The following is a 14947-nucleotide window of genomic DNA, read 5'->3' on the forward strand; positions in this document are numbered from 1 at the left end:
TCCAATTTTTTCCAGTACGTATTTGTTGCCACAATTAACAAGTGACATCAGTTTTTTTAAACTATGTATGCGTATAAAAAAACGCACGTTGTGATTATAACGGTTACATTTAATAATTTTCAATTTATTTGCTTGTGAAAGACGATAAGTAAAATTTAAAAGGATTCAACTTGCATTTTCTCTTCTAATCAAGTAAAGTATACCTGTGTGCAATGCGCACCACCTGTCACTTGGTTTGGCGAGTCACCAACGCTTTACTCAGTCGCAGGGAGAATAATAATGTGAGGTGAAAAAACATGGCAATTTCAAAAGAACGTAAAAACGAAATCATGACAAAATTTGCACGCCACGAAGGCGACACTGGTTCTCCAGAAGTGCAAATCGCTGTGTTGACTGAAGAGATCAACCACTTGAATGAACACGCACGCGTCCACAAAAAAGACCACCATTCTTACCGTGGTTTGATGAAAAAAGTTGGTCATCGTCGTAACTTGTTAGCTTACTTACGTAAAACTGACGTACAACGTTACCGCGAATTGATCCAAGCTTTAGGATTACGTCGTTAGTCGTTATCGTCTTAAAAGTGAGGTTCAGCATGAATCTCACTTTTTTTGCTATAAAAAACTAAACAAAAGCTGGGGTAGTGGTAAGGCTAACTACTAACCAAATGAAAGCTTTGAAATGTTATTTTAAATTTTTCATTTGTTTAGTAGCAGCCCACTATCTACAGAAAGATAGGAGAACTTATGACAAAGCAAGTATTTAAAACAACTTGGGGCGGCCGCCCCTTGCAAGTTGAAGTCGGTCAATTAGCTAAACAAGCCAACGGAGCAGTGTTAGTCCGCTATGGTGATACAGCCGTATTGAGTGCAGCCGTTGCCTCAAAAGAAGCAAAAGATACAGACTTTTTCCCATTGACGATTAACTATGAAGAAAAAATGTATGCCGTTGGTAAGATCCCTGGTGGTTTTATTAAACGTGAAGGTCGCCCTTCAACTGACGCGACATTGACAGCCCGTTTAATCGACCGGCCAATTCGTCCAATGTTTGCAGAAGGCTTCCGTAATGAAGTGCAAGTAACCAATATTGTAATGAGCGTAGAACAAGATTGTTCACCTGCTATGGCTGCAATGTTAGGTTCATCTTTAGCGCTATCTATTTCAGACATTCCTTTTGATGGCCCAATTGCTGGTGTTGAAGTTGGTCGTGTCAATGGTGAATATGTGTTGAACCCAACTGTTGAACAAGCAGAAAAAACAGATATCGAATTAAGTGTAGCCGGGACAAAACAAGCAATTAACATGGTGGAATCCGGCGCTAAAGAAGTGTCAGAAGACGATATGCTAGGTGCTTTACTATTTGGTTTTGATGCAATTAAAGAATTAGTTGCTTTCCAAGAAGAAATTGTCGCAGCTGTCGGCAAAGAAAAAATGGAAGTAAAACTTTTACAAGTTAATCCAGAATTAAAACAAGACATTTACGACAACTACTACAATGTTATGAAAACTGCTGTTATGACAGAAGAAAAACTAGCTCGTGAAGATGAAATTGAGAAAGTAAAAGAAACTGTCAAAGAAGTTTACGCAGAAAAATTTGCTAATATTGAAACAGAAGACTTGGTTCAAATTACAAAAGAAATCAAGCAAGTAGCTGAAGACTTAGAAAAAGATGTGGTACGGGAATTAATTACAATTGATAAAATCCGCCCTGATGGTCGTAAGTTAGACGAAATCCGTCAACTTTCCTCAGAAGTTGGTTTATTACCACGGGTTCATGGTTCTGGTTTATTTACGCGGGGACAAACGCAAGCTCTATCTGCTTGTACTTTAGCACCATTAGGAGAACATCAAATTATTGATGGTTTAGGTGTGGAAGAGTCTAAACGTTTCATTCACCACTACAATTTCCCCCAATTTTCAGTTGGTTCAACGGGTCGCGCCGGCTCACCTGGTCGTCGTGAAATTGGACATGGTGCTTTAGGGGAACGTGCATTAGCACAAGTGATCCCAAGTGAAACAGATTTCCCTTATACAATTCGTTTAGTCGCAGAAGTTTTAGAATCGAATGGTTCTTCTTCACAAGCAAGTATTTGTGCAGGAACATTAGCATTGATGGATGCTGGTGTGCCAATTAAAGCGCCAGTTGCCGGCATTGCGATGGGTCTGGTTTCAGATGGTGAAAATTACACAATCTTGACAGATATTCAAGGCTTGGAAGATCACTTAGGCGATATGGACTTTAAAGTTGCAGGTACCAAAGATGGTATTACAGCACTACAAATGGATATCAAAATTCAAGGTATTACAGAACAAATTTTACGTGAAGCATTAGCGCAAGCGAAAAAAGCACGTTTTGAAATCTTAGAAGAATTAACTTCAACATTGGCGCAACCGCGCGAAGAGTTGAGCCCATATGCACCGAAGATTGAAATGATCCAAATCGATCCTGAAAAAATCAAAGTGGTTATCGGTAAAGGTGGCGACACCATTAACGGTATCATTGAAGAAACAGGCGTTAAAATCGATATCGATCAAGAAGGTAAAGTTTCAATCGCCTCAGCTGATTCAGAAATGATTCAAAAAGCGATTAAGATTATTGAAGAATTAACCAAAGAAGTAAAAGTTGGCGAAGTTTACTTAGGTAAAGTTGTCCGCATTGAAAAATTTGGTGCCTTCGTTAACTTAATCAAAGGTAAAGATGGCTTAGTTCACATTTCACAGCTCGCAAATGAACGTGTAAACAACGTAGAAGACGTAGTGAAATTAGGGGATGAAGTTTTAGTTAAAGTAACGGAAATTGACCGTCAAGGCCGTGTCAACTTATCTCGTAAAGCATTATTAAAAGACGATAACAAAGAAGACGCTAAATAATAAAAATAGGCTTGGAGCAGAGGTTTGATTAACCCTTGCCCCAAGCCTTTTTAGTTGGGAAAATGATAAGATTTTTCTTTCGCGCTGGTATTAAAAAATTCCCAATGCTATGAACTTTTATGGATATTGCGCTTCACAAATTACTCTGATAAGAAATAAGGTAAAACTTTTAAAAATTTGACGAACAATTTAAAAAAATTCACACTTATTTTTCCTAGGCTAAACGAGTTTACTTCGGCTTTACTGTTAATTCTTTTGTACTTTGATAAGTAACATCATAGGGCGGCGAAGTTCTTCTTTCATGCCATCTTCATGCCACCTGTCTTTTGGCGGCAAGGGTTCCACCACATCTAAAAGCGTAAAATCATTTTTTAACAAAGTCTGCAAATAAGTTGTGAGGGTTCGATGATATTTTACAACTTTTTCCCCTAAGAAATTGGTTTTTCGTAAACCTTCTGTAAAGTAATGGTCAAGGGGATAATGTAAAATATTTCCATTGTCATCGTAATACCAATCTTCTGATCCTTCTGCCGTGAAGGCGGGATGTTCCACTGAAAAAAGTAAAATTCCCTCAGGTTTTAAGTAGCTTTTGATATTTGCAATTAAACTAGCAAAATCAGCGACATAATGAATAGCTAAAGAGCTCATGACGATATCAAAAGAATCAGCAGGAAATGAAATTGTGGCAATATCAGCTTGTAAATAATGGACAGGATATTCTTTTGTTTTTTGTTTGGCTACTGTCAACATTTTTTTTGATAAATCTACGCCGGTTACATTCTTTGCGCCGTGTTTTGCGGCATAAAGACAGTGCCAACCATAGCCACAGCCAAGATCCAAAACTGTTTTTTCCTTAAAGTCTGGTAATAACTTTTGCAGCGTTGGCCACTCTCCAGCACCCGTTAAACCTTTTTGGCTGCGGTCCATTTGGCTGTACTTGTAAAAAAATGTTTCGTTGTCATAAATATTTTCCATGTTTTTTTCCTCCATGTCATTTTTTATTAAATGTCATGGCGTTTGGCTCTTTTATGGGCAATCATAGTATCAACCTACTTTCTCTTTTTATTTTAGCACGCTTAATAGGAAATATCGCTGCGATAACTTTTTTTACTTGTATAAATAATAGGCTTGCAATCAATAGGGTTAAAAATTCACTTAAAGGTAAGCTGCTCCATACCCCGACTATGCCAAAAGTTTTTCCAAGTAAAATTACAAAGGGGAGAATTAATACATAACCCCGCAGCAAAGCAACTGCAAAAGATTGTTTTGCGTAACCGACAGCAGAAAAGAAAATACTAAAGACGATATTAAAGCAGGCACCAAACAAGGCTAAAAAGTAAATCCCCATCCCTTTGGTTGCAAGGTGTGTTAAGGTCGCATCGTGATCGCGATTAAATAAGCCGACAATTGGGAACTTGAAAAGAGTTATAACGAGATACAACAGGAATGCTAAAAAAAGGCTAACGGTAAAACCGTAACGTAAATAGCTGAAAACTTTTGTTTCTTCTTTTTTTGCTGCCGCTTGTGAGATTAAAGGCTGAATACCCTGTGCAACGCCCGTAAACAAAGATAAGCCGACAAGTAAGATATTGGCAAGCACGCCATATGCTGCTACAGCAATATCTCCGCTTAAAGCAAGCAGCACTTGATTGAAAACTAAAATGCTAATGCCGGTACTCATTTCGGTCAAAAAAGAAGCTAAGCCTAATTGTGTGCTACAGCTGATGGTCTTGAATTTTGGTAATGTAAATTGCCAAATTAAACGACGGTTGGCTTTCCTTTTGTGGGTGCTTAAAATCAATAAACTTAAAACGGGAGCTAATACAGTAGCTAGTGCAGCCCCGGCCATTCCCATATTCATTGGGAAAACGAAAATATAGTCAAAGATAATATTAAAAAGACTAGAAAAAAGCATAGCTTTCATCGCCAGTTGCGGATTATGATCATTGCGAATAAAGGCTAAGACCAAATTGTTGCAAATGAAAAAAGGCGCCATAATTAAAATGAAACGTAAGTAGGTCGTAGTTAGCGGCAATGTGGCCAAACTTGCTCCCAGTAAAGAAGCTAAAGGTGCTGCAAAAATTAAACCCAACAAAGTAAAGAGGAGTCCGATGATAATTCCTGTCAAAAGCAGCTGGGAAAAGTAATTTTTTTGTCCTCCTTTTAAAACAAACAAGGTAGCACCCCCCATTCCTAAAAGTAGTCCTAAACCATTCAAAAGGTTAAAGAGCGGTAAAGCAATATTAAGAGCAGTTAATCCTAAAGTTCCTACACCATTTGCAATAAAAAAAGTGTCGGCTAGAATATACAAAGACAAACCAAAAGTACTTAAGACGCTCCGCGTGACATAGCCTCTAATTTCTTTCATAAAAATTCCTCCAAAAAAAGAGCAGAACTTTATCCTCCATTGGCCTATGGGATAAAGTGCTACTCTCAACAATTTTTTGTTGGCAAAACCCGGCGATTTTGCAGATATGTGAATGAATTCATTTTAGCAACTTGCCAAATATTACGCAATCTTAATGAGCAAAGGTTCATTTTATTTTTCAAATTAAGTTGTTACATAAGCAAATAATGGAAAAAAGACCAGTTTTAATTTTGTACCTTAATAATAAGGAGATGAGAAGATGGTCTATCAATGCTTATTGGAAAGAGATGAACGAGCAATTTGGCAAATTTATTCGTTGGGACAAAGAGGTGAGCTGGTTGCATACGAGCACTTGCAAGCAGCATTTCATTTCGCTAAGACAAAGATTCAGCGCTTGTGTGACTGGTGGGCAGAAATTGAGGAAAAAGAGGCAGTCGGAATATATTTTACGCCACGAAATGCCGGTATTCAGGTTGAATTAGCAGATCATTTTTGTCAAACGCGTTTGTGGCAAAGACTTTTGTCTGAAAGTTTGACATTTCACTTGTTGTGGCAAAAACTAAACGATCCCTTGGTAACGATCACGCAACTTTCACAGCAGCACTATATTGCCCGGAAAACAGTGTGGCGACGTTTAGAAGGACTTCGGCCATTGTGGTTAAATTTCAATTTACGCTTAGATGATAATTTTCAAAGCTGCCTGATGGGTTTGGAAAGTCAGAAACGTTACTTGATTTTGCAGTTAAAAAAGATGCAGATGCTGCCCTTTGAAAGAGATAGTGCAGCACTATTGTCCTACATGCAAGAACTTAGCTTAAAGCGTCAAAATTTTGGCTTTAAACTAACCCCGATGGAAGCAAAAATCTTACATAGTCGTGCACCACAACTTCCTTATCAAATTGATGAAAGAGGATGGCTATATTTATTGCGTCAATTATTAGGAAATGAGATTTGGTTACCTAAAAGTTATCAAACTTTCGTTACTGCATTAGAAAACCACCCCCATTCACTTGGTTTAACGCCAACAGACACAAAAGAAATTTATCGCTATCATTTATGTTTGCAGCTTTTTTGTGGCGATAGCTTTGAGGAGTTTTTAACGCCTCGCTGTATTTTATCTGAGGCTTATTTGATACAAGAGTTCAGTGAAAAATATGTGGATAAGTATGCAAGATTCACCCGCAAGCATCGCTATGTCGTTAATGGCTATGATTACGCATTGAAAAAGAAGTCTTCTTCTTTAGAATTTGCTTAAATCTACTTTTTTAAGCGAAATTTATTGCATATAATTATAATTTTATTGTAAATGATGATAAAATATAAGCAATAAGTGACGAAAGTAGGTGGCAGAATGCTGGAGTTATTTTGGTCTTTCATTGTTGGTAGCACTTTAGGTCTATTGGCTGGATTAATTATAGGAAATGATATTCGTAGTGGTTTTTTAGGCTATATGATAATAGGTTTTTTAGGTAGTTGGGTCGGGCGAATTTTTCTTGGTCCCACTGGTCCGCAAGTTGGTGGCTTCTACGTAATTCCCGCTTTAGTTGGTTCGGTGATGTGTCTAGCAGTCTGTTCATACCTTTTACAAAAAATTCGTCAGTTCGGTTTTTATTAGTCAGTTTTAGCCATGCCGTTCGCATGGCTTTTTTTTATGGGATTAAATGGCTCACTCTTTTGTAAGCGCTTTACATACTGTTATGTTAAAATTAATTGAGCTATTATTTTTATCGTCTTAAATTTTCCTTTAAAGGAGGTGCCTGATGGGATTTTGGAGCCGTTTATTTGGCAAGGAACAAACCGATACAACGCAGCGACAAGTTGTTTCACAAAACAATGCAGTGGCACACAAAACGCAAACTGACAATGATCAGTGGGAAGAGCTACCTTTTTTTATTCCCAATGAGGATGACAATGAACTTATAAGTGTGATTGCTACAAGTATTGCTGCTGGGAACGAAGAGGGAAGTTCTTTTGTGGTCAAAAAAATTATGAAAAAAAATCCTGAAGCGCAATTAGTGGCAATCGTTGCTGCAAGTATTGCCGCCGGGGTAGCACCAGATTCACAATTTATTGTTAAAAAAAATTATCAAAGAAAATGACGGAGGGATTATATGTTACGGAAGTTCAAAATTTCAATTGATGGCAAAGAGTATTTAGTCGAAATGGAAGAAATTGGTGGCGTAACACCGCAAGTACCAGCACCAATGCCAGTTGCAGCCACACCACCACCAACGCCAACACCGACAGCGCAACCTGTATCAGAAAGCACGCCCAAAGATAAACCAAAATCTACCGCTGCACCAGCAGGTAGTCACACACTCAGTGCCCCTATGCCAGGTACAATTTTAAAATTGTTAGTAAATCCCGGCGAGTCAGTGACAGCGAATCAACCTGTAATGATTTTAGAAGCGATGAAAATGGAAAATGAAATTGTAGCACCAAAAGATGGGACAGTTGCTGAAATCTTTGTGCAGGTGGGGGCAATTGTCAACGCAAGTGATCCCTTGATTGCCTTTAATTAGCAGTTAGGAGGGAAATTTGTTGTCAAAAATTAAATTTATGGAAACCGTTTTGCGCGATGGTCAGCAAAGCCTGATTGCCACTAGGATGCCAACTCGGGATATGTTACCGATTTTAAAAACGATGGATCAAGCGGGGTATCACGCATTAGAAATGTGGGGTGGTGCCACTTTTGATGCATGCTTGCGCTTTTTAGACGAAGATCCTTGGGAAAGACTACGAGCTATTCGCAAAGAAGTTAAAAATACCAAACTCCAAATGCTTTTGCGGGGACAAAATTTACTTGGTTACAAAAATTATGCTGATGATGTGGTGACTGAATTTGTCAAAAAATCCGTTGAAAATGGTATCGATATTGTGCGTATTTTTGATGCTTTAAATGATACGCGCAATTTAAAAACTTCTGTGGAAGCTTGTAAAGCAGCTGGGGGACATTGTCAGACCGCAATTTCGTATACAACCAGCGATTTTCATACTGTTGATTATTTTGTCGCCCTAGCAAAAGAGATGGCCGAACTTGGAGCGGATTCTATTTGTATTAAAGATATGGCAGGGGTACTTGTACCTCAGGCCGGGTTTGAACTTGTTAGTCGTATTAAAGATGCTGTTAGTTTACCAGTGGATGTGCACGTGCATGCGACAAGCGGGATTGCGGAGATGACGTATTTAAAAGTAGCTGAAGCCGGAGCAGATATTATTGATACGGCAATTTCTTCTTTTGCTGGCGGGACGAGTCAACCGGCGACAGAATCTGTAGCAATCGCCTTAGCTGGATTAGGTTATGAAACGGGGTTAGATCAAGAAAAATTGGAAAAAATTGCCGATCATTTTAATCCTATTCGCGACCGCTTCAGAAATGAAGGAAAATTAAATCCAAAAGTAAAAGACGTGGAACCAAAAACATTGTTGTATAAAGTGCCTGGTGGGATGTTGTCTAATCTTTTAAGTCAATTAAATGAACAAGGTTTAGGAGATAAGTACGATAAAGTTTTAGCTGAAGTGCCAAAAGTGCGGGCTGACTTAGGTTATCCGCCGTTGGTTACACCGCTGTCACAGATGGTAGGAACGCAAGCGTTAATGAATATTATCAGTGGTGAGCGTTACAAATTAGTACCAAAAGAAATTAAAGACTATGTCAAAGGATTGTACGGCAAGCCGCCAGTAGCAATTTCTGAAGCGATTAAAGAAAAAATTATCGGTAATGAAAAAGTGATTACCGAACGTCCCGCTGACTTACTGGCGCCGCAATTATCAGGTTTTGAAGCCGAGATAAAGGAGTATGCCCGTTTCATGGAAGATGTCTTAAGCTATGCTGTTTTTCCGCAGCAGGCTAAAGATTTCTTGGGCCGCAGAGAAGATCCATTTTACGATGTGCCATTTCAAAATGTCTCGGTGAAAATAGAAGTATAGCAAAGTGATTATCATGTTTTTGTTAGTAAAGGGCCCGAATAAAAGGTGGCGCTAAAAAAGCAGTGACAAAAATTTTGTCACTGCTTTTTTGATGTAATACTAAGTTAGTAGCTATAACAGCGGCATCGTTTAAGGCGAGTGTAGCTGCGCCGTCTTAAACTCAAGCGGGAGTTTTTATGACAAATAACTTGCCACTTTCGTTGTAATTAAGTCGACAGCGACGTGATTTTCGCCACCTTCTGGCACGATGATATCTGCATAGCGCTTGGTTGGTTCAATAAATTGGTGATACATTGGTTTTACTACTGATAAGTATTGTTCAATGACCGAGTCAAGCGTACGACCTCGTTCTTCCATATCCCGTTTAATACGGCGGATAATGCGAATATCATCATCAGTATCCACATAGATTTTAATATCCATCAAGTCCCGTAAACGTTCATCTTCTAAAATTAAAATTCCTTCTAAAATAATGACTTCTTTTGGTTCTTGCACGATGGTTGCTTTACTGCGGGTATGGGCCACATAGTCATAAACGGGTTTTTCAATTGCTTCATAACACATCAATTTTTTGATATGTTCAATCAAAAGATCAGTATCAAAAGCAAAAGGATGATCGTAGTTTGTATTCAGGCGTTCTTCAAAGCTTAAATTACTTTGATCTTTGTAGTAAGAATCTTGTTCCAGCATCATGATGGAGTGGTCGGGAAAATTATTGAAAATTGCCCGGCTGACACTTGTTTTACCACTACCAGAGCCACCAGTCACACCAATAATGATGGGCTTGTTCTTTGTCATGAGAAAACCTCTTTCATTTTTTGTACTAGGTCTATTATATAGATTTTTTCAGAAAATGCTATGCTTTTTCGTTAAATGACGCGCCTAAAATAGGATAGAGTTGATCTAATACTTTGACTTCATAGGTTGGTTTGACATCTGGTAATAATTGTTTTGCTTCAGGATTTAACCAGACACTGTCTAAACCAGCATTGTTAGCTCCCTTAATATCAGAGGTTAAAGAGTCCCCAATCACCAAAGCCTTTTGGGCAACAAAGTGGGGAATACGGCGGGCCACGTAGTCAAAATATTCTGACATTGGTTTTTGGTAGCCGGTATCTTCTGAAACAAAGATATCTTTAAAATAAGGAAGTAATTTTGCGTCTTCTAAGCGCTTGTATTGCGTTTCAGAAACGCCGTTTGTTACGACATATAAATCGGCTTTATTCGCCAAATCGGCGATAATGCGGCGGCCATTGCCTAATAATTGGTGTCCTTGGGTTAAATAGTGGCGATAATTTTGATCAAGCGCGGGACCATCGACATCTTTGCCTAAAGTTGCAAATAATTTTTGAAACCGGCCGTTGGTCACTTCTTGGCGACTTAACTTACCTTGTTCATAATCAGCCCACAATTTGTGATTCATCGTCTTGTAATATTTTTCAATTTCTGGTGTTAGGGTCATATTCAGCTGAGCAAAGAGCTTTTGTAAGGCTTGGTCTTCGGTTGCTTTAAAGTCCAGTAAAGTATCATCTAAATCAAATAACAGGGTAGAATAATTCATTTTATTCGCTTCTTTCTATCTAAAATAAGGTTTTAATAAGGTTAATTGCGCTTTTGTTAAGGGAAAATAATCTCCGGGCTGCGAGTTTTCAGGTAAATATAAAGGTCCCATAGCAAGTCGGCGTAAAGTTAGTACTTTTTTTCCACAAGCTAAAAACATTTTCTTGACTTGATGAAATTTACCTTCCCAGATGGTTAGACGGATATAGCTGCGCTGATTTTTCGTATCTATTTGGAGTATTTCTAAATTGGCGGGTTTGCACTGTGTACCATCCAAAAAGATAATCCCATCTCGAAATTTAGTGATATCAGTTTCGGTTACGATTTCATTAATGCAAGCTTCATAAACTTTGGCTACTTTTTTTTCAGGGTGCAATAAATCATAACCGAGTGGCCCGTTGTTTGTTAAAAGTAAAAAACCAGAAGTATCGCGATCTAGGCGACCAACAGCGTATAAATCGGGATACCTGTCAACTTTTTTTAAACAATCAAAAACAGTTTGATGGTTTAGATCAGAGTTAGCAGTTACCACGCCAGCTGGTTTATCTAATAAATAATAGACTTCGTCGGTAAAAAGCCGTTGATTGCCGACCATGATTTTATGAATTTGACTATCGACGTTACGATTTTGGTGGCGTTCTTTTGTGCCGTCAATTGTTACCTGTCCACTTAAAAAAAGTCGTTTCATTTCTTTGCGGCTGGTATGTAGTGCCTCTTCAATTAATTTGTCTAAGCGCATATTTACTCCTTTATTCAATAGCAAAGTCTTGTCTATTATAGCGAAAAAAAGAGGGATTTACAGCAAAACAGCACTTTCCTTGACTTAAATTTAAATAAGGCCTAAGGTTAAATAGTAAAGTAAATAAAGTTTCTCATACACACAGCGTTACGACCTGGTGGAGAAAGTTTTAACCGACTTTGACAGGACAGTTGTGCATACGACTGTCCTTTTGCGTATTTTTATACGCACCACACTGATGTGCTGAGTAACAAATTTGCTTTTAAAGATTACCGCAATTGCGGCCAAAATTTAGGAGGAATTTAGTTATGGCAGTAAAATTAAATGTAGAAAAAAGAGCAATCCGTCCCCGTTCCCTACGCAATAAATTGCGTCACGAAGGTAAAGTACCAGCAGTTGTAAATGGTTACCAAATTGAAAGTACACCAATTGCAGTTGATGCGGCAGCTCTTGAAAAAATCTATCGTGAACACGGTGCCAATGCTGTTATCGTATTAAGCATTGATGGTAAAAACGTGAACACATTAGTCCGCGGCACACAATCAGATACTTTTACTAAAAAATTGACACACGTTGAATTCTTGTCAGTAAATATGACAGAAGAAACAGAAGTTGAAGCCGAAGTATTGCTTGTCGGCGAAGCAGCAGGCGTGAAAGCCGGCGGTGTGTTGACACAAACATTATACAATGTCGTTGTTTCAGCAACACCAGACAAATTACCAGAACGCATTGAAGTAGATGTTACGGCTCTTGAAATTGGGGATGCCTTATCAGTTGCCGACTTGCCAAAAGATGCTGACTTCACGATTGTAACTGATCCAGAAGAACAAATCGTAGCTGTAAGTGAAGCGCAAGCCGCTGAAGAAGAAACAGAAGAAGCACCAGCACCAGAAGCACCTGCTGAAGCTGAATAAATTTGACTTAAAGCGCCGCTTTTTTGCGGTGCTTTTTTTCTTTGTAAAGTAAAATTACAGCAACTTTTCCAATTTAAACAAAGCTTTTACAAATTACCTTTATAAGTGCAATTTTTTTGCATTCTTACTTATTTAAAGTATGATAGACATAGAATCGATACTGATGTTTAACCTACGAATTAAGATGGTAAAAAAACCATTTCTAAAAAAATGAATCGTAGTAAACACTGCCTTAGGAGGTTTTGAATTTGTTTGAAGTATTTGATAAAAAACGTAGCCGCTTTGCTTCTGTTGGCGTTGTTTCTAGCATGCCAGGAGAATTAATTGACAGCATTTGGTTCATTATCGACCTTGATTTAAAAGGAGTAGTACCTTTAAATAATTTAATCGCTTTTGAATTACTAAATCATGATGGCAAAGTGACCATGCATTTTTCGCAAGAAAATAGTGAAGTTGAAATGGATATAGACTTACCTTTCCCATTTTCTTATGAATTGCCCCAAGAAGTTTATGCTTATGACGATGGAAAACAACAAACAATCTTGTTGCCAAGTGAAACAAATCGTTAGAGATATTTACTCTCACCTTGAAAGGTGAGAGTTTTTTTTACGATCAAGGGTTTTTTACCTGAGATAGCTAGTGTGTTTAAAGATCGTTTGCTCCTGGGATAATGCGAGGGCTAATAAGAAATGATTGACAAGGGAGAATTTTACGGTTAGAGTAGTGAACATGCGATGAGTCGATAAGACCAACTTGTTTGGTCGAGTCAAACAGCAACACCAGAAGGAAACTTCACTGCCGGATTTGCAGGGTGTTGGAAGTGAGGTAGTGGACGACCAAGCTTCTACCAATTTTGGTACTGGAAAAAGTAGCTTTGAGAATTTTCTCTCAAAGCTACTTTTTTGTTTTACAATTAAGAGGCAAAATAAAAGCGTTTTGTCACAAGCAATAAGCAGGAGTTTTCAAAAATTTTTTTAAATTTTTAGGAAAGTTCAGCTTATTGTCGCAGCGACTGTTCTTTGTTTTACCGTTTAACACGAGGCAAAATAAAAAGTTCTTATAAAAAAGGCGGAAAGAAAAAGTTACGAGAACTTTTTCTTTCCGCCTTTACATTTATTATGCCAGTAATAAATGAATAGTTAATGCGTTTGATTATTTTGCTTTTTCGGCAGCGTAGATAGCGTTACGTTTTTTCATTTCTCGTGCATACCAGACAAAGATTAATAAGTAAGCGACTAAGGCTAAAGCTGCGTATAAGACAAAGGTGATTTCACCTTGAGAAGCGTTTCCGACTAGGTAAGCCAAGAATTTTTCAACTGGGCCTTCCATCGTTGTATGAGAAATCAAAGCATCTGCATTTAAACCTTTAGGGAATGCGCCAACTTTTTTAGCTGTTTCTGTAATAAATGGTGCCATTAATGTACCAGACCATAAGAAGACAGGTAATTCGATTGCACCAATAACGATCATGCGGATTAATTTCCCACGTGTTACAACTAACAATGCTGGTGTAACACCCATTGCAATGATACCACCAAGTGGCAATAATTTATTACCAGGTAAGATCATAGCTTCTAATAACATAATTGGTGCTAAAACGTTCGCGGCAGCCCAAATTTCGGCACGGCCTGCGATGAACGGCCAGTCTAAACCAATGTTTAATGTGCGACCTTTTAATTTGTTGCTGGCAAAATCAGTAATACCTTGTGATAGAGGTTCAACAGCTGCGATAAACCAAGCACCAATCATTGAGAATAACTCCAAACAGGTTGCGGCTGTAAATGCTAAAGCGAAGATTTGTGTTGGTGTTTGTCCAGCTAACATTCCCACGAAGATACCTAAATAAATACCAATTGCAAATTTAGAACCCCAAAAACCGATTTTACTGTTCAATTTAGCAGCATCAAAATCGTATTTATCTAACCAAGGGAAAACTTTGTCAAAAATTTTATCAAAAACCATAATAATTGGATTCATCATATAGTTCATGTGGGTGGTTGTCATTGGGTTAGCATCAGGTGCGTTTAATAAATCGTTAAAAGTTGGTTTCATCAAGTCAGAGTTGATGATTTTCAATACGCCGATGAAAATAACCAATGCTGTTGCGATAAACAAGTTGGCACCACAAAAGATTGCAAATAAGCCAACGATAGATAAATGCCAAATATCAAAGATATCAACATCTAATGTATTGGTACGATTTAAAACTAACATTACAATATTGACAATTACCATAATCAATAAGAAATAAAGTGTGTAAGGGGAGCCCCAAGTAATAGTAGCAAGAGGAGCCCAACCAACGTCAGTGATATTTAATGAAAGACCTGTACGTTCAACAAATGATTGCATGGCATCAGCAAATGATGTCGATAAAATATTAATAATAGCTCCGATACCGGTTAATGCAATCCCTAATTTAAGCCCACCTTCTAATGCTTTGGTGAATTTTACTTTGAATAATAGTGCGATTAACGTTAAAACAATTGTCATTAATGGCGCTGCCCCTAAATTGATTAAGGGTTGAAAGACCTTGTTGGCTAAATCAATAACTGTACTCATATTTTCT

15 protein-coding genes are annotated in these 14947 nt (G+C 38.0%); 9 read left to right on the forward strand and 6 right to left on the reverse strand.

Annotated elements, in window-relative coordinates; genetic code table 11:
- The first annotated feature begins 296 nt into the window (after positions 1-296).
- Complete coding sequence (gene rpsO / locus P3T75_RS02020; protein ID WP_016173693.1) at positions 297-566, forward strand: 30S ribosomal protein S15; 270 nt, start codon at positions 297-299, stop codon at positions 564-566.
- 180 nt (positions 567-746) lie between these two features.
- A complete protein-coding gene (gene pnp, locus P3T75_RS02025) occupies positions 747-2870 on the forward strand; it encodes a polyribonucleotide nucleotidyltransferase (RefSeq protein ID WP_206903535.1) in 2124 nt (707 codons plus the stop codon).
- A 246-nt stretch (positions 2871-3116) separates the two neighbouring features.
- Here pnp and P3T75_RS02030 read toward each other — a convergent pair whose 3' ends face one another.
- Together P3T75_RS02030 and P3T75_RS02035 are read right to left on the reverse strand one after the other, a co-directional pair.
- Entirely contained in the window at positions 3117-3845 is a 729-nt protein-coding gene (locus P3T75_RS02030) for a class I SAM-dependent methyltransferase (RefSeq protein WP_282462076.1), read from the reverse strand.
- A gap of 61 nt (positions 3846-3906) precedes the next feature.
- Positions 3907-5238 (reverse strand): MATE family efflux transporter, encoded by a 1332-nt coding sequence (locus P3T75_RS02035; RefSeq protein ID WP_282462077.1) that lies wholly within the window; start codon positions 5236-5238, stop codon positions 3907-3909.
- A 259-nt stretch (positions 5239-5497) separates the two neighbouring features.
- On the opposite strand from P3T75_RS02035, the gene P3T75_RS02040 reads away from it, so the two are divergent.
- The 5 genes from P3T75_RS02040 (at position 5498) to P3T75_RS02060 (ending at position 9168) form a co-directional block, all read left to right on the forward strand.
- Positions 5498-6493 carry a helix-turn-helix domain-containing protein gene (locus P3T75_RS02040; RefSeq protein ID WP_282462078.1) on the forward strand — a complete coding sequence of 332 codons (996 nt, stop codon included), beginning with the start codon at positions 5498-5500 and terminating at the stop codon, positions 6491-6493.
- A gap of 96 nt (positions 6494-6589) precedes the next feature.
- Positions 6590-6853, forward strand: a complete 264-nt coding sequence (locus P3T75_RS02045; protein ID WP_206903539.1) for a GlsB/YeaQ/YmgE family stress response membrane protein — start codon at positions 6590-6592, stop codon at positions 6851-6853.
- 145 nt (positions 6854-6998) lie between these two features.
- On the forward strand, positions 6999-7337 hold the full coding sequence (locus P3T75_RS02050) for a hypothetical protein (protein ID WP_282462079.1): 339 nt from the start codon (positions 6999-7001) through the stop codon (positions 7335-7337).
- A 12-nt stretch (positions 7338-7349) separates the two neighbouring features.
- Positions 7350-7760, forward strand: a complete 411-nt coding sequence (locus P3T75_RS02055) for an acetyl-CoA carboxylase biotin carboxyl carrier protein subunit (protein WP_282462080.1) — start codon at positions 7350-7352, stop codon at positions 7758-7760.
- Positions 7761-7779: 19 nt separating this feature from the next.
- A complete protein-coding gene (locus tag P3T75_RS02060) occupies positions 7780-9168 on the forward strand; it encodes an oxaloacetate decarboxylase subunit alpha (RefSeq protein ID WP_282462081.1) in 1389 nt (462 codons plus the stop codon).
- A gap of 174 nt (positions 9169-9342) precedes the next feature.
- On the opposite strand, the gene udk is transcribed toward P3T75_RS02060, so the two are convergent.
- The 3 genes from udk to P3T75_RS02075 are packed head-to-tail and all read right to left on the reverse strand — an operon-like array spanning position 9343 to position 11467.
- Positions 9343-9966, reverse strand: coding sequence for a uridine kinase (gene udk, locus P3T75_RS02065; RefSeq protein WP_206903543.1), 624 nt, complete (start codon positions 9964-9966; stop codon positions 9343-9345).
- A 58-nt stretch (positions 9967-10024) separates the two neighbouring features.
- Positions 10025-10729, reverse strand: coding sequence for a YjjG family noncanonical pyrimidine nucleotidase (locus tag P3T75_RS02070; RefSeq protein ID WP_282462082.1), 705 nt, complete (start codon positions 10727-10729; stop codon positions 10025-10027).
- Positions 10730-10744: 15 nt separating this feature from the next.
- Complete coding sequence (locus P3T75_RS02075) at positions 10745-11467, reverse strand: 16S rRNA pseudouridine(516) synthase (protein WP_282462083.1); 723 nt, start codon at positions 11465-11467, stop codon at positions 10745-10747.
- Between the two features lie 308 nt (positions 11468-11775).
- On the opposite strand from P3T75_RS02075, the gene P3T75_RS02080 reads away from it, so the two are divergent.
- Both P3T75_RS02080 and P3T75_RS02085 read left to right on the forward strand, forming a co-directional pair.
- Positions 11776-12381 (forward strand): 50S ribosomal protein L25/general stress protein Ctc, encoded by a 606-nt coding sequence (locus tag P3T75_RS02080; protein WP_282462084.1) that lies wholly within the window; start codon positions 11776-11778, stop codon positions 12379-12381.
- A gap of 248 nt (positions 12382-12629) precedes the next feature.
- Positions 12630-12950, forward strand: a complete 321-nt coding sequence (locus tag P3T75_RS02085) for a DUF960 domain-containing protein (protein ID WP_173103702.1) — start codon at positions 12630-12632, stop codon at positions 12948-12950.
- 583 nt (positions 12951-13533) lie between these two features.
- On the opposite strand, the gene P3T75_RS02090 is transcribed toward P3T75_RS02085, so the two are convergent.
- Entirely contained in the window at positions 13534-14940 is a 1407-nt protein-coding gene (locus tag P3T75_RS02090) for a PTS galactitol transporter subunit IIC (RefSeq protein ID WP_206903547.1), read from the reverse strand.
- Positions 14941-14947: the final 7 nt, after the last annotated feature.

The organism is Enterococcus montenegrensis (assembly GCF_029983095.1).
Lineage (GTDB): Bacteria > Bacillota > Bacilli > Lactobacillales > Enterococcaceae > Enterococcus_C > Enterococcus_C montenegrensis.